This is a genomic window from Pseudomonas sp. RA_35y_Pfl2_P32 (assembly GCF_963970735.1).
Classification (GTDB): Bacteria; Pseudomonadota; Gammaproteobacteria; order Pseudomonadales; family Pseudomonadaceae; genus Aquipseudomonas.
Window position 1 is genome coordinate 13,550 of sequence record NZ_CAXAQF010000037.1, and the last position, 20,669, is coordinate 34,218.

Annotated in this window: 14 protein-coding genes and 3 pseudogenes; 7 read left to right on the forward strand and 10 right to left on the reverse strand. The window is 57.3% G+C overall.

The window, feature by feature from the left end:
* Nucleotides 1–61 precede the first annotated feature (61 nt).
* On the reverse strand, nucleotides 62–1,090 hold the full coding sequence (locus tag AACY45_RS26015) for an alpha/beta hydrolase family protein (protein WP_339548282.1): 1,029 nt from the start codon (nucleotides 1,088–1,090) through the stop codon (nucleotides 62–64).
* Between the two features lie 178 nt (nucleotides 1,091–1,268).
* On the opposite strand from AACY45_RS26015, the gene AACY45_RS26020 reads away from it, so the two are divergent.
* From AACY45_RS26020 to AACY45_RS26030, 3 genes are all read left to right on the forward strand, one after another.
* Entirely contained in the window at nucleotides 1,269–1,859 is a 591-nt protein-coding gene (locus tag AACY45_RS26020; protein ID WP_339548283.1) for a TetR/AcrR family transcriptional regulator, read from the forward strand.
* A gap of 136 nt (nucleotides 1,860–1,995) precedes the next feature.
* The gene (locus AACY45_RS26025; RefSeq protein WP_339548284.1) at nucleotides 1,996–3,183 is read left to right on the forward strand and encodes an efflux RND transporter periplasmic adaptor subunit; all 1,188 of its coding nucleotides are present in this window, start codon (nucleotides 1,996–1,998) and stop codon (nucleotides 3,181–3,183) included.
* The gene (locus AACY45_RS26030; RefSeq protein ID WP_339548285.1) at nucleotides 3,180–6,296 is read left to right on the forward strand and encodes an efflux RND transporter permease subunit; all 3,117 of its coding nucleotides are present in this window, start codon (nucleotides 3,180–3,182) and stop codon (nucleotides 6,294–6,296) included. Before AACY45_RS26025 ends, AACY45_RS26030 begins: the two co-directional genes overlap by 4 nt.
* Here the strand turns inward: AACY45_RS26030 and AACY45_RS26035 are convergent.
* The 3 genes from AACY45_RS26035 to AACY45_RS26045 all read right to left on the reverse strand — a co-directional run bounded on the left by AACY45_RS26035 (nucleotide 6,250) and on the right by AACY45_RS26045 (nucleotide 11,127).
* A complete protein-coding gene (locus AACY45_RS26035; RefSeq protein ID WP_339548286.1) occupies nucleotides 6,250–9,333 on the reverse strand; it encodes an efflux RND transporter permease subunit in 3,084 nt (1,027 codons plus the stop codon). The genes AACY45_RS26030 and AACY45_RS26035 overlap by 47 nt on opposite strands.
* Nucleotides 9,330–10,436: an efflux RND transporter periplasmic adaptor subunit gene (locus AACY45_RS26040; RefSeq protein WP_339548287.1), complete on the reverse strand. Its 1,107-nt coding sequence runs from the start codon at nucleotides 10,434–10,436 to the stop codon at nucleotides 9,330–9,332. Before AACY45_RS26040 ends, AACY45_RS26035 begins: the two co-directional genes overlap by 4 nt.
* Nucleotides 10,437–10,512: 76 nt before the next feature.
* Nucleotides 10,513–11,127, reverse strand: coding sequence for a TetR/AcrR family transcriptional regulator (locus AACY45_RS26045; protein WP_339548288.1), 615 nt, complete (start codon nucleotides 11,125–11,127; stop codon nucleotides 10,513–10,515).
* 89 nt (nucleotides 11,128–11,216) lie between these two features.
* On the opposite strand from AACY45_RS26045, the gene AACY45_RS26050 reads away from it, so the two are divergent.
* Nucleotides 11,217–12,680, forward strand: coding sequence for an efflux transporter outer membrane subunit (locus tag AACY45_RS26050; RefSeq protein ID WP_339548289.1), 1,464 nt, complete (start codon nucleotides 11,217–11,219; stop codon nucleotides 12,678–12,680).
* 234 nt (nucleotides 12,681–12,914) lie between these two features.
* Here the strand turns inward: AACY45_RS26050 and gltS are convergent, their stop codons facing one another.
* The 6 genes and pseudogenes from gltS to AACY45_RS26085 form a co-directional block, all read right to left on the reverse strand.
* Nucleotides 12,915–14,123 (reverse strand): sodium/glutamate symporter, encoded by a 1,209-nt coding sequence (gene gltS, locus AACY45_RS26060; RefSeq protein ID WP_185818139.1) that lies wholly within the window; start codon nucleotides 14,121–14,123, stop codon nucleotides 12,915–12,917.
* A 58-nt stretch (nucleotides 14,124–14,181) separates the two neighbouring features.
* Nucleotides 14,182–15,120 (reverse strand): formimidoylglutamase, encoded by a 939-nt coding sequence (hutG, locus tag AACY45_RS26065; protein ID WP_339548291.1) that lies wholly within the window; start codon nucleotides 15,118–15,120, stop codon nucleotides 14,182–14,184.
* A 20-nt stretch (nucleotides 15,121–15,140) separates the two neighbouring features.
* Nucleotides 15,141–15,866, reverse strand: coding sequence for an IclR family transcriptional regulator (locus AACY45_RS26070; RefSeq protein ID WP_339548293.1), 726 nt, complete (start codon nucleotides 15,864–15,866; stop codon nucleotides 15,141–15,143).
* Nucleotides 15,867–15,966: 100 nt separating this feature from the next.
* Nucleotides 15,967–16,158 (reverse strand): annotated as a pseudogene (locus AACY45_RS26075) (DsbA family protein); the annotation flags it as partial.
* 400 nt (nucleotides 16,159–16,558) lie between these two features.
* Nucleotides 16,559–17,752, reverse strand: a complete 1,194-nt coding sequence (locus AACY45_RS26080) for an MFS transporter (protein ID WP_339548294.1) — start codon at nucleotides 17,750–17,752, stop codon at nucleotides 16,559–16,561.
* A 312-nt stretch (nucleotides 17,753–18,064) separates the two neighbouring features.
* Nucleotides 18,065–18,148, reverse strand: a pseudogene (locus AACY45_RS26085) (DNA adenine methylase); the annotation flags it as partial.
* 2 nt (nucleotides 18,149–18,150) lie between these two features.
* On the opposite strand from AACY45_RS26085, the pseudogene AACY45_RS26090 reads away from it, so the two are divergent.
* The 3 genes and pseudogenes from AACY45_RS26090 to AACY45_RS26100 form a co-directional block, all read left to right on the forward strand.
* Nucleotides 18,151–18,338 (forward strand): annotated as a pseudogene (locus tag AACY45_RS26090) (site-specific integrase); the annotation flags it as partial.
* 217 nt (nucleotides 18,339–18,555) lie between these two features.
* The gene (locus AACY45_RS26095; RefSeq protein WP_339548297.1) at nucleotides 18,556–18,765 is read left to right on the forward strand and encodes a hypothetical protein; all 210 of its coding nucleotides are present in this window, start codon (nucleotides 18,556–18,558) and stop codon (nucleotides 18,763–18,765) included.
* Between the two features lie 368 nt (nucleotides 18,766–19,133).
* Nucleotides 19,134–20,501: a tetratricopeptide repeat protein gene (locus tag AACY45_RS26100; RefSeq protein WP_339548295.1), complete on the forward strand. Its 1,368-nt coding sequence runs from the start codon at nucleotides 19,134–19,136 to the stop codon at nucleotides 20,499–20,501.
* Nucleotides 20,502–20,669: the final 168 nt, after the last annotated feature.

Genomic DNA, 20,669 nt, shown 5'->3' on the forward strand with positions numbered 1-20,669 from the left:
CTGCACTGGACCGACCCGCGGGCTCGACGGAGTAACGTGATACGGCAAGCCCCTCTGCTTGCTAACGAACCTCAGTCACGCCTGCTCGTGCATGAACCCACTCGGTTATCGTTTCAAGGGCGCCAGGGACGTAGGCATGACGACCTTCCATCAGGAACCTCAGCGTGGTTAGCCAGGACCATTCGCTGGTGAGTTGTGTGTTGTAGGGAACCGCCCTCAGGAGTCCATGACCTGCATCCGGTATGACTTCAATCCGGTTGGCGGGATGGTTGCCCCCTACAGTCTTTCTGTAAATATCTGCGTTGACCTCAGCATCGACATTCAGATCGTCCGCCCCCCACATCGCAAGCACGGGCACCTCGAGTTTTTTCAGATCATGGGTTGCATCTTCGTGAAGATTTCGCCGCACAAAAGCCCACCGTTCTGGGCTCATACTGCCCAGAAGCGTCGCTGGCGGCACTTGCGAAGAGGTAAACAAACGCTCGTCATCTGCGGCCATTTCCGCCATCGCTCGTTCGATGTCAGGCTCAGACATCCCTGTGCGTTGCAACCGCGTCCTAGTGTAATAGTCCCCTTGCCGTTGCCAGGATACGGCGCCTCCGACAAGCACAAGAAAGTCGGCACTGCTCGGCGTAAGACGGGGTAGTACCCAACCGGCTTGCGAAAAGCCAAGCACACCGACAGGGATTCCTTGCAGCTTGCTGCGCAGGGTAGAAACCGCGCTGCGCACGTTCACAGAGCGGTCAGTCATGGACTGACCGAGCCAATGCCCCTGTGAGCTCCCAATACCCGGTTTATCCCACGAAACAACAGCAATGCCAGCATCAAGAAGAGCATTGATGAGTGGATCATAACCTTGCCGTGACGTGCGATCTTGTGGGCCATCCCCATGAACCAGAGCGACTGCCGCTGTTGCAGTTTGGTCAGGAAGCCAGAGCGTACCCGCCAGGAGCAGTCCATTGGCTTCGAATGCAAAAGGTTCGCTTACTCTGCGATCCAGACCATAAGTGTCAAGCCGCGCGAGAACAACAAAAGCGGTTGCCATGACGAGACAAACGACGGTAATCAACCCGGCGCGATAACGCTTCATCCACATTACTTTATGCATCGTCACTCGTCCCTTGCCAACCATTGGATGTTGCCTGCCGGCCCACAGGAGGCTCCTTTGCATCGCCGCTTGACTGGATGCAGGCCTTGCCGAATACTAGACCAACCAGTCGATCTAGTAAATAAGGCTACAGGTCAACACCTGTATCTACGGAGAGAACATGAGAACCATTGATCCTGAGAAACACCAAGCCAAGCTGCACCAGATCCTCGAGGCGGCGGTGGCGTGCTTCGCCGAGAAAGGCTTTCACGGCACGTCGACCAAAGAGATCTGTTCCGTTGCGGGTATGAGCCCTGGCAACCTGTTCCACTATTTCCCCAATAAGCAGGCAATCATTGAGGCTATAGCGCAGGAAAACGGACGCGAAATGAGCGAGCACTTCGCCCAACTTGCCGCCGAACCCGATGCCATCGTGGCGATTGAACGATTGGTAAAGAATCTCTTGCAGCAGTACCTCGACCCTACCTACGCCAAGATCGGCGTAGAGGTCGTCGCCGAATCCATGCGCAACCCTGAAATGGCAGCGCTGTTCGCTGCCAGCGAAGCCGCAATCAAGGGCGATCTGGTAGCGCTTCTGCAACGGGGGATCGTCCAGGGTCAGATCGATGCCACCCTGGAGCCGAAGTTTGCAGCCACTTGGCTGATAGCCCTCATTGATGGCGCAGTCACCCGCTCTGTGCTGGATCTGGACTTCGAGCTCAGTACCTATACGCCAACGCTGATGCGCATGATCCGACGATTTCTTGAATAGGCCACTTCTCTAGGTTCACTGCCTGCTTGCCGCCCCCCTTCTCCAGCAAACGCTGGAGCGGCACAGGTGCGCGCGCCAAGCCCTACCCTCCTTCATTCCGACGCGCTATCTCGGACGCCCCCCAATGAACACTTCGATGAACCCGAACCGCGCCTTTGCCAGTGCACCACGATCTCGCCGCCCATGGTTTTGGGGGGGTGTCTGCCTGCTGCTGGTTAGCCTGGGAGCATGGTTGCTTTGGCCTTCCAGCAAACCCGCCGCATCCGTAATAGCGCCACTGCGGGTCAGCACCGTCACGGCAGGCCCTGCGATGCTCGATAGCTCTTTGCGCGTGAATGGGACGCTCGCCGCACGCGAGGAAATTGCGATCAGTTCCTCGGTGCCAGAACAGCGTGTGGCAGAGGTAAAAGTGGAGGAAGGAGACAGCGTCCAGGCTGGACAGTTGCTGGCTCGCCTGGAAACTCAAAGCCTGGACGCACAAGTTCGTCAAGCCAGAGCGGTGTGGACCCGTGCGGTTGCAACGGTCGCCCAGCAGGAAGCTGTCAAAGCTGAATCAGAAGCCAGCTTCAAGCGCATCGAACTGCTGAGTGAAAGCGGGGCAGTCAGTGAGCAGCAGGTAGATCAGAGTCGTGCTCAAGCGTACTCGGCAGCGGCCAATCTGCGTGCAGCACGCGCTGAAGTTGAACACGCGTTCGCACAACTTGCCGACGCTCGCCACCAGCGGAGCAAGGCCGACATCCAGGCGCCCTTTGCAGGCGTTATCGCGGAGCGCACGGCACGTGCAGGCTCCTTGAGCGGTGGCGATCCCTTGTTCCGGCTGATTCGAGAGGGTCTCATCGAATTCGAGGGTGAGGTGGCAGAAACCGATCTGATTGACATTGAGCCAGGACAAACGCTTAACGTTCAAATTACCGGGATTACTGCTCCCATGGAGGGGACCGTTCGATTGGTCGCCCCCAAGGTTGATGCCAGATCCCGACTCGGTCGCGTGCGCATTGCGTTGAGCTACTCCCCACTACTGCGCGCCGGCACCTATGCTCAAGCAACGCTGGGCCTGGAACGGCGCCAGCTCGACGTGACATTGCCGGCTCGGGCAGTTTCTGTCATCGATACCAATCGGGCCTACGTGATGCAGGTCAATGACCAGGGGGTCATCACGCGTCGGATGGTGACAAGCGGTCGGCGCAGCGGTGACTTGCTGGAGATCACCTCAGGCTTGCAGGCCGGCGAGCGGGTAGTGGCAAATGCGTCCGCTTTTGTGCGCGAAGGAGATGTTGTGACCACCTCCGACGGGGATGCCTATCTGACCGAGCAAACACCATGAGTTTCCAGATCTCATCTTGGGCCATTCGCCGGCCCATTCCCACGCTGGTTCTGTTCTTATTACTCGCAGTCGTCGGCATCGGCGCTTTCATCGGCTTGCCCATCAACGCGAATCCGCGAGTGGACTTTCCCGTCGTCACCGTTGCGGTCACCCTGCCCGGCGCCGCGTCGAGCGAGTTGGAAAATGCGGTCACCCGCCGCGTAGAAAATGCCATTGCCGGGCTTGCCGGTATCCGGCACATGAGCTCAACACTGAGCGATGGCACCTCTCTGACCACGGTTGAATTTCAACTCGGCGTCGATCCCGACCGCGCAACGAGTGACGTGCGCGAAGCCGTCACCGAGGTGCGCGCAGAATTACCGCCAGCCGTACTGGAACCACGCATTTCACGGGTAGATGTAGAAGGCGGCGCGATCCTCTATTACGCAGTCGATTCCGCTGAACGCAGTACCGTGGAACTTTCGTGGTTCGTGGACGATACCGTCAGCCGAGCATTGCTCGCGACACCCGGCGTGCAGCGTGTACAGCGCATGGGAGGCGTGAACCGTGAAATCCTGATTGAACTTAAGCCGGATCGGCTTGCAGCACTCGGCATCAGTGCCGAACAGGTCAACACACAATTGGTGCAGAGCAATGTGGATGTGCCTGGCGGACGCATCATTCTTTACGGCCGCGAACAAGCTATTAGAACGCTGGGTAGCGCCGCAAGCGTGGAGGCGCTTGCGGCTCGTCCAATTTCTCTGCCAGGGGCGCGATGGGCCACCTTGGGCGACCTTGCGACCGTGCGCGACGCCAGCAGTGAGCGCCGGGAACTTGCCCGGTTAAATGGTCGGGAAGTTGTTGGTTTTGCCGTTTATCGCACCAAAGGCTCCAGCGACACAGTGGTTGCTCAGGGCGTTGAAGAGACCATCGCGGGCCTACAACGCAGCTACGGCGATCTCAAGATCCAACAGTTCGCCTCCACGGTAGACTACACCCGCTCAAGCTACACAATGTCCATGATGACTTTGTTGGAAGGCGCAGGGTTGACCATCATTGTGGTGTTCTTCTTCTTGCGCAGCTGGCGCGCCACCTTGGTCGCGTCCATTGCGCTCCCGTTGTCGATCCTCCCGACATTCGCCGCCATGGCATTGCTGGGCTACACCCTAAACAGCATCACCTTACTGGCCTTGACCTTGGTCATCGGTATTCTGGTCGATGATGCCATTGTCGAAATTGAGAACATTGAGCGCCATCTGGACATGGGCAAGCGTCCGTTCCGGGCCGCGATTGATGCGTCCGGTGCGATAGGCTTCGCAGTCGTTGCCATCACCGCGACCATTGTGGCCGTGTTTCTTCCTGTCAGTTTCATTGGCGGCTACATTGGACGCTACTTCACACAGTTCGGTATTACCGTTTCCGTGGCCGTACTGGCCTCCATGTTGGTCGCAAGGATGGCAACACCGCTTCTCGCTGCCTATTTGATGCAGCCGAAGGTTGGTGGGGGTCCAGTTGGTCATGGCCCCTACGACCAGCCGGGCAAGTTGATGGCGCGCTATATAAGATTGTTGGACTGGTCACTTCGGCATCGCCGCCTGGCACTTTCGAGTGGGGTGGCGTTCCTTATCAGTTCGCTCCTCTTGATTCCTTTGCTTCCCACGGGTTTCCTGCCTGTCAGCGATCTGAGCCTGACGCAAGTCAACGTCGAGATGACGCCGGGTACACCACTGGCTCAGACAGACGAGAAGCTGCGAGAAGCCAGCAACCAAATCGCCCAGCACCAGGAAGTGAATGCCGTATTCACGCTGGCCGGAGGACAGGATGCTGCAGGGGCGAATGATGTCACCCAAGGCATGCTTCTGGTCCGCCTCAAGTCCCCAAACGAACGGGCGCTGAGTCAAAAAGGGTTCGAGCAATCATTACAGCAAGATCTGAATCAGTTCGATGACATACGATTCACCTTCCAGGGGGGCAGCGATGCACGTGATGTTTCCATCATCCTGCTCAGCGCGGACCCCCAACAGCTGTCAGAGAGCGCGAACGAACTTCAGCGACAAATGCGAGGCGTCGCAGGCATCGTCAATACTCAGGTCAACGAGCCGCTTGCTCGCCCGGAGTTATTAATCCAGCCCCGTCTTCACGAGGCGGCACAGGCGGGCGTCTCTGCTGCCAGTATCGGAAATATCATACGCATAGCCACACTCGGCGAAGTTGATGCAAGCTCTGCTCGATTCAACCTGCCCGATCGCCAGGTACCTATTCGCGTCGTGCTGGATGAGCGCTCACGCAGTGATCTGCACACGCTTCAAAATCTGAGCATTCCCACCGATGACGGCAACAGCGTTCCACTTCACGTCGTCGCCACGATCGGCTTCGCAGACGGCCCAGCTCGTATAGAGCGCTTTGACCGTCTTCGACGGGTGTCGGTGGATGCGGACCTGAGTGCTGGCGTCACCCTTGGCGATGCCCTCGACAGCATCAATACCCTACCCCTACTGCAGGCGCTGCCTGAGAGTGTGCGCCGTGTTGAATATGGTGATGCAGAGTACATGAGCGAGATGTTCGACAAGTTTGGTGTTGCCATGGGGTTTGGCATCCTGATGGTGTATGCCGTCCTTGTGCTGCTGTTCAAGGATTTTCTGCAGCCCATCACTATCCTGGTCGCGCTTCCTCTGTCCATCGGTGGTGCCATTCTAGGTCTACTGCTCTATGGCGCAGCACTCGACCTTCCCGCGATGATCGGCATCTTGATGTTAATGGGCATTGTCACGAAGAACTCTATTCTTCTGGTCGAGTTCGCCAGTGAGAAACGCCGGGAGGGGGTTTCGCGCAAAGACTCACTTCTGCGTTCAGGCGCAGAGCGTGCCCGTCCTATCATCATGACGACCATCGCCATGGCCGCCGGTATGGTTCCTGCAGTTCTCAGCAGTGGTGCCGACAGCGGCTTTCGGGCGCCGATGGCGATCGCTGTCATTGGGGGATTGATCACCTCGACTGTCCTGAGTTTGGTGTTCGTTCCCGTGGTATTCACTTATATGGACGACTTGCGGCTGTATCTCGCACAAAAATTGATGCGATTGACCTCGGTCACCGAGATTGATCGGAAGGAAGGCGATTCACAGGGCGAATCTTGAACCAGATTGAGTACATCGCTGGCAGGAAAACCAGCGTCATGACGGTCCCCACTAGGGTGCCGCCAATCAAGGTGTAAGCCAGGGTGCCCCAGAACACTGAGTGCGTTAGCGGGATGAATGCCAGAATCGCCGCCACCGCTGTGAGCAATACCGGGCGAGCGCGCTGTACCGTTGCTTCGACCACCGCATTGAACGGCTCAAGCCCATCCTTGACGTTGTGATCGATTTGCCCGATCAGGATCAAAGTGTTGCGCATCAGGATCCCGGAAAGGGCGATCAGCCCGACAAGGGCGTTGATCCCGAATGGCTGGTTGAACAGTAGCAGGGTTGGCACTACTCCAATCAATCCCAACGGTGCGGTGAAAAACACCATCACCATCGCCGACATCGAACGTACCTGAAGGATGATAATCAGCAATGTGATTGCGATCATGATCGGAAACAGTGGTGCCAATGCCACAGTGGCCTTTGCCGACTCCTCAATAGATCCGGCTTGCTCAATGCGATAGCCATCCGGAAGGCTCGCGATGATCGGCAGCAGTTCTTTCATTATCTTGTTGGATACATCCGGTGGTTGCAGATCCTGCGCAATATCACCGCGCACAGTGATGGTCGGTGCCCGGTCTCGACGGCGCAGAATCGGATCCTCCATACGTACCCTGACCTCACCTATCTGTGAAAGGGGAATGCGCTGGCCGGCAGCGCCCACCAGCGTGAAACCCTCGATCTTCGCAGGATCTAGCCGAATATCATCCGCTGCTCGCCCCACCACCTCCACTGAACGAATGTCTTCGCGCACAGACGTGATCGGGATGCCTGAGAGCAGGAACTGTAATTGCTGGGCAACTGCACTCGACGTCAACCCGAAAACTTGCAATCGATCCTGATCCAGAGAGAAATGCAGCGTGGGTGTTCGTGGTCCCCAATCGCGGTTGACGGTCCGCATCAGCGGACTCGCCTGCATGACCGTTTCAATCCGCCCAGCGATCTCTCGCAACGTGTCAGCATTTGGCCCCGTCACCCGGTACGCAACAGGAAACGGTGAGTAAGGACCGAACACCAGTTGTGTAACTCGAACCCGGGCCTCAGGTGCCAGCCCTTGAACAACAGCCTCACGCATCCGTAGCGTGAGAGACTCGCGTGCTTCCTGGCTTTCAGTCAGTACAACGATCTTGGCAAACGATGGGTCCGGCAGCTCCGGTGCCATTGCCAGATAAAAACGCGGCGAGCCCTGCCCGATGTAAGACGTGACGATCTTTGCTGCATCCTGCTTTTGCAGCCATGCCTCGACTTTAGCTGTCGTGGCGCTGGTCACCTCAATGGAGGTGCCATAAGGCATTTGCACTTCGATGAGTACTTCTGGACGATCCGATGTCGGGAAGAATTGTTTTTTAACCAATCCCATCCCGAGAATCGCCACCACAAACGCAGCGATCACCGCACCTGCCACCCACCATTTCCGGGCAATGACCTGAGCCAGGAGTCCTCGAAAACGGTTGTAGTGGGCGGTGTCATAAATAGCGGCATGCCCCCCTGCAACGGGCTTGATTGCAGGCAACATCTTCACCCCCAGATAAGGCGTGAAGACCACTGCAACGACCCAGGAGGCAATCAACGCGATGCCGACAATCCAGAACATGTTGCTGGTGTACTCGCCAGCAGTCGACTGCGCAAAACCGTTGGGCATGAAACCCACAGCGGTCACTAATGTACCGGCAAGCATTGGCGCTGCGGTGTGGCTCCAGGCGTAAGCTGATGCCTTGATACGGTCGTAACCTTCTTCCATCTTCACCACCATCATTTCGATGGCAATGATGGCGTCGTCCACCAACAGGCCCAGCGCCAGGATTAATGATCCCAGGGTAATTCGGTCAAAGTTCTTGCCTGTGGCCGCCATCACCACGAAGACAATCGCCAGTGTCAGCGGTACGGCCGCGGCAACGACCACCCCCACCCGCCAGCCCATACTGAGGAAGCAGACCAGCATCACCACCAGCAGCGCGACGAAAAATTTGATCATGAACTCGTCAACGGCCGAACTGATGTTCACCGACTGGTCAGTGACCTTCGCAAGCGTCATGCCCAATGGCATGCCTTGATTGATTTTGGCCGTTTCAGCATCCAGCGCTTTACCAAGGTCCAGACCGTTCCACCCGTCGCGCATCACGATGCCCAACAGCAGGGCCGGTTCACCCTGGTTGCGCACCAGAAAAGTCGCGGGGTCTTCGTACCCGCGCTCGACTGTCGCCACATCCGAAAGCTTCAGGGTTTTGCCCCGCGCCACAATGGGCGTGTTGCGGATTTTCCCCAGTGTGTCGAGGGCCCCATCCAGACGGAGAAACACCTGCGCCCCGCTGGTTTCAATCGAACCGGCAGGGGTCAAAACGTTCTGGTTATTGAGTGCCGAAAAAATCGCCTGCACAGAGATACCCAGGGTTGCCAGCCGTTCATGGGAGAACGATACGAAGATCCGCTCGGCTTGTTCACCGATGATATTGATCTTTTTCACACCCGGTACATGAAGCAAACGCTGGCGCAGCGATTCAGCATCGCGCACGAGTAATCGTTGGGGTTCACCTTTAGCCTTTAACGCAAAAAGGGCAAAGGTCACGTCCGAGAATTCATCATTGACCATCGGACCGATAACGCCCGCAGGCAAGCTTTTCGATACATCACTGAGTTTTTTACGCGCTTGATAAAACTCCTCCTGCACTTGCGAAGGTGGGGTTTTATCCAATAGTGAGACCATGGTGAAAGCCAGGCCTGGCCGAGTGTAGGTCTCACTACGGTCATACCATTTCAATTCCTGCAGGCGCTTTTCAAGCGGTTCAGCGACCTGGTCCTGCATCTCTTGCGCGGTCGCGCCTGGCCATACGGAAATCACGGTCATCTGTTTGACGGTGAATGGCGGGTCTTCTGCGCGGCCCAGTTTGAAAAATGAAAGCGTTCCCGCCACGCCGATCAAAAAAATCAGGAACAGCGTGATGGACCGTTCGCGAACGGCCAGTGCAGAAAGGTTGAAACGACCCCCGCTCATGGTCGTTCCCCTTCGTTAACGTAATCCGGTTGCTGGACCCGCACCTGCTCACCCTCGTGGAGTAAATGCGCTCCCAAAGCAACGATCTGTTCACCGGGGTTGAGGTCGCCACTGACCGCCGCCGACTCGTCGCTCAAACCCAGCAGTTGAACGGCGCGCCATGAGACTGTGGCTGGCGTGCCCGTTACGATCCACACGCCTGGCCCCTTCCCGGAGTCGTAGATGGCGGCCATGGGAACCGCAAGCGCGAGCTGGGCAGCCTTGTCGTCAGCGATACGGAGCGTGACGGTAGAACCCAGCGGTGGGTTGGCGCTTGAGTCATCAAGCACATAGCGGGCTTCGAACGTACGCGTGAGCGGATCAGCTGCGTCGGACAGCAACCTCAGCTTCGCAGGAATTATCTTCGTACCACCGCCGTACAACTTGGCCTGAGCCTGGGCGCCAATAGCGGGACGCAATGTTTCGGGTAAATGGACGATAGCCTCGCGCGGCCCAGCCTTGGCCAACCTGACGACGGGTTGACCTGCACTTACGACCTGCCCAGGCTCGGCCAAAGTGTCAATCACTACACCGTCGGCATCGGCGAGCAAAAGGGCGTATTCACTGGCGTTGCGAGCGACATTGGCCTGGGCTTGCGCCGCGTTGAATTCTGCCTTTGCCGTGTCAGCCATCGACTTGATCCGATCGTAAGCCGAAGCCGAGATTGCACCAGCGGCTACCAGATCGCGATGACGCGCTTCGTCATCTGCTGTTTGCTTGGCCCGTGCAGCCGCGGCCGCAACCACTTGCACTTGGGCTTGGGCCTGGAGACCAAGGTCAATGGGATCCAGGCGCATCAGGGGCTGGCCCCGTTTGACTGCCTGCCCGGTGTCAACCAAACGCTCCAGTACCTTCCCCGATACGCGAAACCCCAAATCGCTTTGAACACGAGCGACCACCACACCGGTAAACGAACGCGATGCGCCATCAGCGCTCGCGACCGTAGCGGCTCTTACCAGGGGCGGTTGAGTTCGCGGATCGCGCTCGCTCGACGATTCGCCGCAGGCAGTCAACACGAGAGGCCATAAGCAAACGGCAATGGTTGCAGATCTGGATCGAAGCATGGGATCCCTGACTCATATCAAGTGAACAGGGAAACGATTTTCTATTTAGTGACCAAATTAGTCAATAGTCACAATCTCAAGGCGCCAGGCTACGCAGTATCAGGGCCGACAGGTGCACCGGAGCCGTCGTGACGATATCCAGGTTGTACTGCAACTGCACGGGACTGATGTAGGGGCGCATGACCAGATGAATCGCCTGGACGGCCTCATCCAGGGGAGTCTTGCGCTCGAACTCGCCCAACTGCCGCCCTTCGAGAACGATCTCCTGGACCAGCAGGCGCAGGCGCTCGTCGTGTGCCTTGGCAGAGGGCCACTGGTCTCGACCCGCTACAGCGGCTATGTCATAGAGCTTGCGGTCGTGAAAAAACAGGTCACTACCTGCCTCGACGAGCGCGCGGAACAAGCGCCGTAGCTTCTCGGAGGCCGTTGGCGCATCCGCGATCGCCGTCTCCACGATGGCCATGATCATTGCCAGCCGATTGGCGCAAATCACCTCACCGATAGCCTGTTTGGAGTCAAAGAATTTGTAGATATAGGCTTTGGAGAAGCCGATGGCCTTGGCCAGATCGGAGACCGTGGTCTTCTCGTATCCGTAGTGTCCGAAGTGCTGGGTGGCCGCCTCCACGACCTGGTCACGCACGCTATGGTCCGATGGACCGCGTGCCGGGGTCGTCTTCGATTGATTAGTCATATTTGCAGCTTAGCTCCACGAGCCCTGATTGACAACGAGTGACCATATTGTAATATCGTCACACCTTAAATCTGCACAGGGGAAATTCAATGCGCCCGCTCTCTACGTACGCACTGGTCATAAGTACCGGCCTACTGGCGAGTTGCGCCGTAGGTCCGGATTATCAGCGTCCAGACGCTCCACTCAATGATCGTTTTCTGACGCAACCGGGTAAAGAACCGAATATTACAGTGCGCTCAGCAAGCAATGTCGTTTGGTGGGAAGGTTTCGATGATCCCTTGCTCAGCGACTTTGTCTCACGGGCCCTGACCAAGAATCTCAACCTGGCCCAAGCCAATGCGCAACTCACCCAGGCGCGGGCAGCAATCGGTATTGCAACGGCGGCGCTTCTGCCATCTGGCTACTCCAGCGCCCAAGCGGCACGCGCCTATCAATCAGTTGAAACGCCACTCGGCCAAGTCCTTGACTCGACGCCCGGCTATGATCGCTATGGCAACGCCTACGAAGCTGACCTCAGCGCAAGCTGGGAGTTAGATGTATTCGGCGGTCTGCGCCGCGGCAGACAGGCTGCACTGGCTGAGTACGAGGCCTCTGAAGCAAGCGTCATTGCAGCAAGGCTTGCAGTCGCCGCTCTGACGGCTGATACCTACATCACCATCCGGGGCCTGCAAACCCGATTGGCCATTGCCCAGCAACAGGTCAACACACAGGAGGATCTACTGGAGAAGGTTCAGCTGCTTTACGGCAAGGGGCTGGCTGCGGAATACGAACTGCGTCAGACGCAGGGCGAGCTTGCGCAGGCCCAGGCGAGCGTACCGGTTCTGCGCACGGGGCTTGATGCGACCCTGAATGCACTGGACGTAATGCTTGGCGTACCTCCCGGCACCAACCGTCAAACCTTGGCGACAGCCAAAGGTATTCCGCACCCTCCGCAGCTGACGTCGACCGGTACCCCTGCAGATCTGCTGCGTCGCAGGCCCGACCTCATCGTGGCAGAGCGTCGCCTCGCCGCTTCAAGCGCCCGCATTGGAATGGCGGTGAGCGAGTATTACCCGAAGCTCTCCCTGAGTGCATTGCTGGGCAGCGCAACTGCAGTATCAAGCGGCAATCTGTTCAGCAGCGGAGCGAACCAATCGGCAGCCGTTCTAGGGCTGCGATGGAGGCTCTTCGATTTTGGCCGAGTAAGCGCTCAGATCGAGCAGGCCAAGGGCAGCGAAGCTGAAGCCCTGGCTGCTTACCGCCAGGCAGTCCTGCAAGCCACTGGAGATGTTGAAAACGCCTTCTCCTCCCTGGCCAATCGCCAAGCTCAGGCTGCCACGCTAAGCAGAGGTGAAACCGCTCTTGCCTACGCTAGACAATCTTCATTCATGGGATATCAAAAAGGCGCGATTAGCTTGATTGAGGTGCTACGTGCCGATGAAAAGCTGCTGCAAACATCCGACGCACGGGCCCAGGCGCAAATGGAGTCGGCGCGCTCGGCTGTTGCTGCATTCAAAGCGCTCGGTGGTGGATGGCAACCCTTGGAACCTATCGTTGCCACTCGATCAATGTGAGGGCGGACCTAGGGGGGGGTCTCAATCAGGCCAGCCATATGACGGCTGATACAAGACTCAGCATCGACTGGTAGTTTCTTGCCAGTCGCTCATATCTGGTTGCGATACGGCGGTACTGCTTCAGTTTCTGGAAAAAACGCTCCACCAGACCGGCAAGTCGGCTCCCACAACACAGAAGCCGTCTTGCCGGCGACGGCTTCGGCGCGATTTAGCAATGAAGCAACCAGGTGATTCTCAACTGTATGCGTTGATAAACCAGGTGATCATCGGGATAGCCACAATGTCGATCAGCACGGCACCGCACAGCGGCACGATGATGAAGGCTTTGTACGAGAACACTTTGTAATGGTCACAAATGGCGCCCATGTTGGCCACTGCATTGGGCGTCGCGCCCAGCCCGTGACCCATGAAGCCCGCGCACAAGACTGCCGCGTCGTAGTTGCGGCCAAACAGGCGGAACAGGACGAACACGCACAGCAAAATCATGATCACCACCTGCACCACCAGAATCACCAGCAGCGGCAAGCCGAGCTTCTCCAGCTCCCAAAACTTCAGACTCATCATTGCCATGGTCAGGAACATGCCCAGGCACACATCGCCGATAGTGCTGACGGCATGGTCGGGCATCTCGATAACCTGAGCACGGTCATTGAGGTTGCGCAGGATGATCGCGACGAACATGGCGCCCACATAGCTCGGCAACACGATACCCAGATGCTGTTGCAAGCTGGAGCCCAGCCAGAACCCCAGCACCATGATCACCACAATGCAGGTCAACAAGCGCAACAAGGTGGCAGCATCCAGCGCGGGCGGCGGGGTATGGACCACTTCTTCGAACGCCTTGAGGCTGCCAACGGCTTCGGCCTTGACCACGAGTTTGTTGCGCTCGATCAACCAGCGCGCCAGCGGGCTACCCAGCAAGCCGCCTGCCACCATGCCAAAGGTTGCAGCTGCCAGCGCTGCAGTGGTCGCACCGACCGCACCGAGGTTTTCAGCAATCGGCCCGAAAGCTGCCGCCGCACCAAAACCGCCTTCCAGTGACACCGCGCCGGCCATAATCCCCAGCAACGGGTCGATGCCCAGCAGCTTGGCGACACTGACACCCACCACGTTTTGCACAAGCGCCAGGCCCCAGCACGCACCCAGGTAGATAAACAGCAATTTGCCACCCTTGCGCAGCAAACCCAGGCTACCACCCAAACCGACAGTGGTGAAAAACGCCACCATCAGCGGGGTTTGCAGGCTGGTGTCGAGGGTCAGGTTGAGCAGTTGTTGATCACGTAACAGCCAGATCACCAAGGCAAAACCAAAACCACCAATCACCGGTGCAGGAACACACAGGTGACGCAGCCAGTAGCTACGTTTTTTCAGTTGGGCACCCAGGCCCAGCAGGAGCAGCGCGAGAGCGAGGGTGCTCAGCGCATCCAGTTCGAATGTCAGCATGGCGAATTTCTCTTTTTCTTATGATTCAACAAGCGGTTTCAGGGATTTACGGAAAAACTTAATCGATCAGGCTGGCGAGCAGACGCGCGCCAATGCGGGCGGTTCGATTGTCGATATCCAGGCCGGGGTTGAGTTCGGCGATGTCGGCCATGCGCAATTTGCCGCTGGCCTTGGCATGTCGTATCAGGTGCTCGACGATCTGCATGTCCACGCCATGGGCAGACGGCGCACTGACACCGGGCGCCTGGCTGGCGGGCAGAACATCAAGGCAGATGGTCATGTAGAGGTGATCGACGTCTTGCAAGAACTCATCGATCAGCGCTTCGCAGGCGGGTATGTCCCAGCTGTTCATTTGCCGGTCGAGGCGGTAACGCACATTCAGTCGCTGCGCCTGCTCAAACAGCGCCAGGGTGTTGTTCAACTGGCTGACACCCAGGCAGCAATAGGTGAACGGCATCTGTGCACGCTGGCAGTACTCGGCTATCTGGCGAAAAGGGGTACCCGAACTGCTTTGTTCACCATGGCGCAGATCAAAGTGGGCATCAAAGTTGAGAACGCCGATCCGCGCATGCGGGGTGGCCTGGCGCAGGTGATCGGCCAGGCCGCTAAAGCTGGCAAAGGCGATTTCATGGCCGCCACCCAACCCCAACGGCAAATGCCCCTGGTTGAGCAGATAGCTGACGTGGTGAGCGTAAATCTGCTGCGCGCCTTCGAGGTTGCTGTCGGTGCAGCTCACATCGCCCGCGTCATACAGCGGCGCACGGCCGTGCCACGCCAGGTTGGCCAGCGCCTTGCGCAGTGCTGACGGGCCAAGACGGGCGCCGGTGCGTCCTTGATTACGTTTGACGCCTTCATCACAGGCCAGTCCAATCAGTGCTGCACCCGCAGACTGACCCTCGCAGAAGGGCTTGACCCATTGATGCCAGCGCAGCGCAGCCTGCCCTTCGCCAGCGTCGATACGACCTGTCCACAGGGGTATGTCAGAAACAGCAGTCATGCTTGAAACTCCAGTCAAATTCAGTCGAGCCGGGCGCTCAGGCGCAGGGCCACGTCCTGGGTCCAGCGGATCAGGCGTTCACTGCGGGTGTGCGCCCGGGAGGCAGGAGCCATGAGGCTGATGGCGCCTTGCAGGCGATTGCGGCTGTCGAGTAACGGCGCGCTGATACCCCAAATGCCGTCGTCGATTTCACTCACACTCACGGCATAACCGGCAGCGCGGATATCGGCAAAACTGCGCTGGTACGTGGCGACTTCCTCGCTTGCGACGCCTTGCGCCAAAAGAGCTGACAGGCTTTGCGCCTCATCCATATAGGCCAACAGCACTCTCGCCGACGCACCGACCAACAGCGGCTGGGCCAGCCCTTTTTGGTAGCAGCAACGCAGCGGTTGCGGGCTGTCGACCAGCTCGATGCAAATCGCCTGGCCATTGCTGGGCACCATTAACGCCACGCTTTCCTGGCTTTGCTCGGCCAGGCGCTTGAGTTCCGGCTTGGCAAGGGTCACCAGCACGGCTTCGCGGTCGAATTTCTTGGCCAGTTGCAAACAGGTTGGCCCCGGCAAATAGCGGCCCTGACCGTTCTCTTCGGCAAGCCCCCAGCGCAGCAGGGTCTTGAGATGGCGATAAGTGCTGCTGAGTGGCTGTGCCAGTTGCTCGGACAGTTCTTTGGCGGAGATCGCCTCGCCGGACTGCCCCAAAGTGACGAGGATTTGCAGCAAGCGATCAGTGGGTGTGTTGTAGTTCATATCGGCCTCATGCTCTTGCGGGCATGGTGCACCGAGTTTTCCATTAACTGAAACCAGATTCCCACTGAGTGGGAAAAAACCCGCAGATAACGATCAGCGGTCAGCCCTTAGCCTCACGGATGATCTGCCGAATCGCGCCAACAAACACCTCCATCGGCTGCCCACCACTGACTGCATACTGATCGTTGAACACGATAGTCGGCACCGAACTCACGCCACGAGAGATCCACAGTTGCTCCTGCTCACAAACTTCAGCGGCATATTCATCAGAGGCGAGCGTGTCCTTGCGCCGGGCTGCCTCCCTCGTGAAAACGAACTTCAGGATATGAAGAAGCAGAAAGCCGACGTAGAAGATGCCGGGCAGCCGTTCACACTCTTGGACACCAACCGGCGGGCCGCCCACACCCAAACGGCCAAAGACATTGGCAAGTCACGAGTACCTGATGCGCATTGAGACCCGATCATCCGATCCATCAAGCAGGCTGTCATCACCGAGCGTGACAAGCTCAAGGCGCAGCTCAATGAAGTGGCAAGGCAGCTAAATAGCCGCCCTCGGAAAACACTGGACGACGAAACACCCGCAGAACGATTTAGCCAATCTGTTGCATCGACCGGTTGCATCCACAGCCAAACGCGGTCGTTCAGCGCTTCAGAAGAATCGAAGGTTGAGTGTTTGCCGGACGCTGCCGGAACTAACTGGTGCGTTCCTGAGTTGAATACCTGGCGCGATGCTCGCTCAACATCAATGTCGCTATAGCAACCAGTACAGGTACAAAAGCAAGCGCACAGATAACGGTCCAGCCGTATCGATTCAATACGCCTCCCGATGCAAACGAGCCAAGCACCACGGCGCCAAAGACAATGAAATCATTGAACGCTTGGACGCTATTTCTTTCGCTTGGCTTATGGCATTGAAGGACGAGCGCAGAAGCGCCGACAAAACCGAAATTCCAACCCATCCCTAGAAGGATCAAACATAGATAAAAGTGGTAGGACTGCACGCCGGATAGCCCGACAACAATAGACGCGGCGGTTAACATCAACCCCATCAACACGACGCGGTTTGCCCCAAAACGGCGGATCAGATTTCCGGTAAAAAAACTGGGGGCGTACATTGCAATGACGTGCCACTGCAATGCCAGGTTCGATGATTTCAGTGAAAGATCCTCATGCTTCATTGCTAGTGGGGCCGAAGTCATCAGGAAATTCATCAAGGTGTAAATGATGACACCACAGAGCATTGCGTTGATGAGTCGAGGTTGCCGAACAATCACCGCAAGCGGGCGACCTGGAGTACGAACAGCCGCCTCATGACGTGGTAAATCGACACCTAGCAGCACCGCCGCCGAAACCACCGCCATGAATGCGGCTGCAACATAAGTAACGATAAACAGGTGGGATTCCCAAAGGTCCATCGTATAAGTGACCGTCTGTGGACCCAGTACACCCGCCGCTAGCCCGGCCGCCATGACGATTGAAAGCGCCCAGGGCTGCTTGTTTTCTGGAACGCATTCTGCAGCGGCGAAACGAAACGTCAGCACCACAGCGGCATAAGCACCACCAAACAGCATCGCAGTACAGAAAATAAGGAAAGAAGACACATAAATGCCAATCGCCGCCAGCACTCCCATCAGGATGCCGCACAACGCTCCCAGCATAAACACGAGACTGCGTCCATAGCGCTGCGCAATAGCGCCGGCAGGTAGCGTGCAACTCGCCATGCCCACGACAAAAATGGAGATAGGCAGTGTCGCCAATGCTTTGTCCGGTGCAAGCATGTCTCCCACAATTGCGCCGGTCGTATAGACGATGACGGAGTTACTACTCGCGAATGCCTGGGCAGTTGCCAGTCGAAAAATGTTGCTGTTCCCAGATGTGGTTAACACGACTTCCCTCCCTTGAATGAATCGTCCCTTAATGCAGCAAATGCAGCGCGCCGATTATCAATGAAAACGAATTGCCGCGCTGCTCCTTTCAGTATCCAAGTGCCCGTACCGGCGCACGTCATCGACAAGGGCCTCCCGACAGCGGATCTACTAGCCCACGTCATGGTGACCAAGTTGGCGCTCAAGAGTCCCCAAAACTGCGTCGGCGACCAAACGTTTCAACGTTGTATTGCTGCTCGGCAAACTCATGTGCTTTCGCTCAGAACGTCTTTTTTCGATTGGGAGGGGTTCATTGAGGTGCTTTCTGAGTGGTTAGAACAGCCCTCCCAACGCTTCCGGCTCCCAGTTCATGATCACACCTTCGCCACTGACTTCGGCCTTGCCCTGGCGTTGGTTAGATGCTTTCTGCTGGCGAGAATCCAATGTGGGTAGCCAAGCAACTCGGCCACAAAGACTGGACCATGATCGCCAAGGTGTACGGTCGCTGGATGCCCTCGCTGATGTCGGAGCCGGAGGGCGAGCCGAGGCGCTTTTTGCTGGTATTACCAGGGTTCTGCCAACCTCCCCTCTAGACGCCGCGAGTTAACTCGAAACGGTCCAGGTTCATCATCTTGAAGGACATCCCTGAGGGCCGCGTAGCCTGCGGCTTTCAGCCCGGCAGAAAGCCCTCCTTGGGGTTTATATGGCTCAGTTTGGCTATGTAATGACAACATTATGCCAGCCTGACGCCCCTCCTCCGGCCTTGCCAACCGAGCCCACTTCCAAGCCTTCTGCTACGCTGAAAACTACGCGGAAGATTCGCGATACCGAACAGCGACCTGCTCCCATCCCTGCTTCAGAAACTCAACGAAAACCAGCCCGCGCTTGAAGCCGCCATCATGGAGCTTTCAATCTGGGTTGAGCAGCACTGGTCACCGGGGGTGGCCGAGAACGTACTTGGTGCCCTGGACACCATCGACCGTAATGAGGAGTTCATCAAGCTGACACTGGCCGTGCTCATGACTCCGGAGTGATACCAACTCACACTTTCTGCAAATGACCGCGATCGGGAGACACCCTCCCAACAGGCAGCAATCGGCCGATTCTGTTGAAAAAGTCGACTTCTGTTCCTACGGCAGAAAAGTACGCGTTCGAGATTGAAATTCGTGCGTTGCGCAGAGGGGTCAAGGCTCAGATTTGACGTAGCGGTGTGCAAAAATGGCATTTTCACCGTTCGATAAATGGGTAGCTCGACCGGGTCGACTTTTTCAACACAATCGGCCAGAAGCAGTCATTCACGTTTCGTCGGAAAAGTGTTTCTGAGCCAAATTCGGGGAGACAATCGAGAGCGATCTTCACATCTCGATCATTTATGCCCTTAGGGCGTGGTCAGGAGGAAACCATGAGCAAACGCGACAAGCGTGGCAATCCTGTTTCCTATGGCTCGCAGGAGGCAATCGATGCTCTGGATAGAGCTTGCGACTTGCTGCATGCCTACCAGGCCGATCCTCTGGCTGCGGCTGACAAAATTATCGCGCAGCACCCGGATTTTGCGCTGGCCTACGCCTTTCGTGCTGGCGCGATTGCGACTGCGACCGACAAAGCGTTTGACTCAGAGCTGTTCAAGAGCCTGGACGTGGCAGAGCAGTTGGCACCGAAAGCGAATGATCGCGAGAGGCAGCATATCCATGCAGTACGCGCTTGGTTCGACGGCGACTGGGAGCGGGCAATCGAAATCTGGGGGCGTGTTTCGATCGAGCACCCTCGCGATCTGCTGGCACTACAATACGCCCACTTGGGCGACTTCTATCTAGGTTACTCGCACATGCTACGCGATCGCGTGGCTCGTGTGATGTCGCGCTGGGATAACGACGTTCCTGGCTTTGGCTTTGTGAAAGGGATGTACGCCTTTGGCCTGGAAGAGGCAGGTGATTACCGGCAGGCCGAAGAGCAGGGTCGCGAGGCTGTTGCCTTGAACCCGCAGGATGGTTGGGCAGTGCATGCCGTCACTCATGTCATGGAAATGCAGGGCCGTAGCGAAGAGGGGGCTAAGTACCTTTCATCCAGCGCCAATGCCTGGGCTCCCAATAGCATGTTTTCCTTCCATTTGTGGTGGCACAAAGCGCTATTCCTCCTTGAGGCAAATGACGTGGCTGGCGCGCTTCGTCTCTTTGATGAGGACATTTCAGCGGGTGGATTTGGTCAAGCGCTTGAGCTACTCGATGGATCAGCGCTGCTCTGGAGACTCTCCCTGCTCGGTCATGACGTTGGAGATCGGTGGAAAGGACTGGCCAAAAAATGGGAGTCCCGTTGTGAAGACGGCTTCTACGCCTTTAACGACGTGAACGCGATGATGTCATTCGTGGGTACTGGAAACAGACGCGCACAAGCTCAGCAGTTGGATGCCCTGAAGCGGGCCGCTGCTGGCAGTGGTACCAAAGCCATGATGAGTAGAGAGATTGGTGTGCCAGCGTGCGAAGGGTTGGTGGCGTTTGGTCGTGGGGATTACGCCCAAGCTATAGCTTCGTTGATGCCGCTACGCGCCAAAGCTAACCGCTTCGGCGGTAGTCACGCGCAGCGTGATGTCTTCTCATGGACGCTGACCGAAGCAGCTATTCGCCTTGGCAATCGCGCACTTGCCGAGGCACTGGTTGCCGAGCGCCTTGCATTAAAACCTGAGAGCCCGATCAACCTCGCCTGGAAAATACGCGCGGGTCAATTACCGTCGCTGCCTGCGGGATACCGTCTACTACAGGACGACGCTTACTGATGACCGCTATGGGTCGGTTGCAGCTCTTCGCGACAGGCAGCAATCGGCCAGAAGCAATGGGATGGACTCCTCCTCACCTCGGCATCTTGAGTGCCAGACTGAAAGTGCGAACCACAGTCAACAGTGAGAAGGAGTCCACACATGAAGCTTATGCGCATTGGGGTCGAC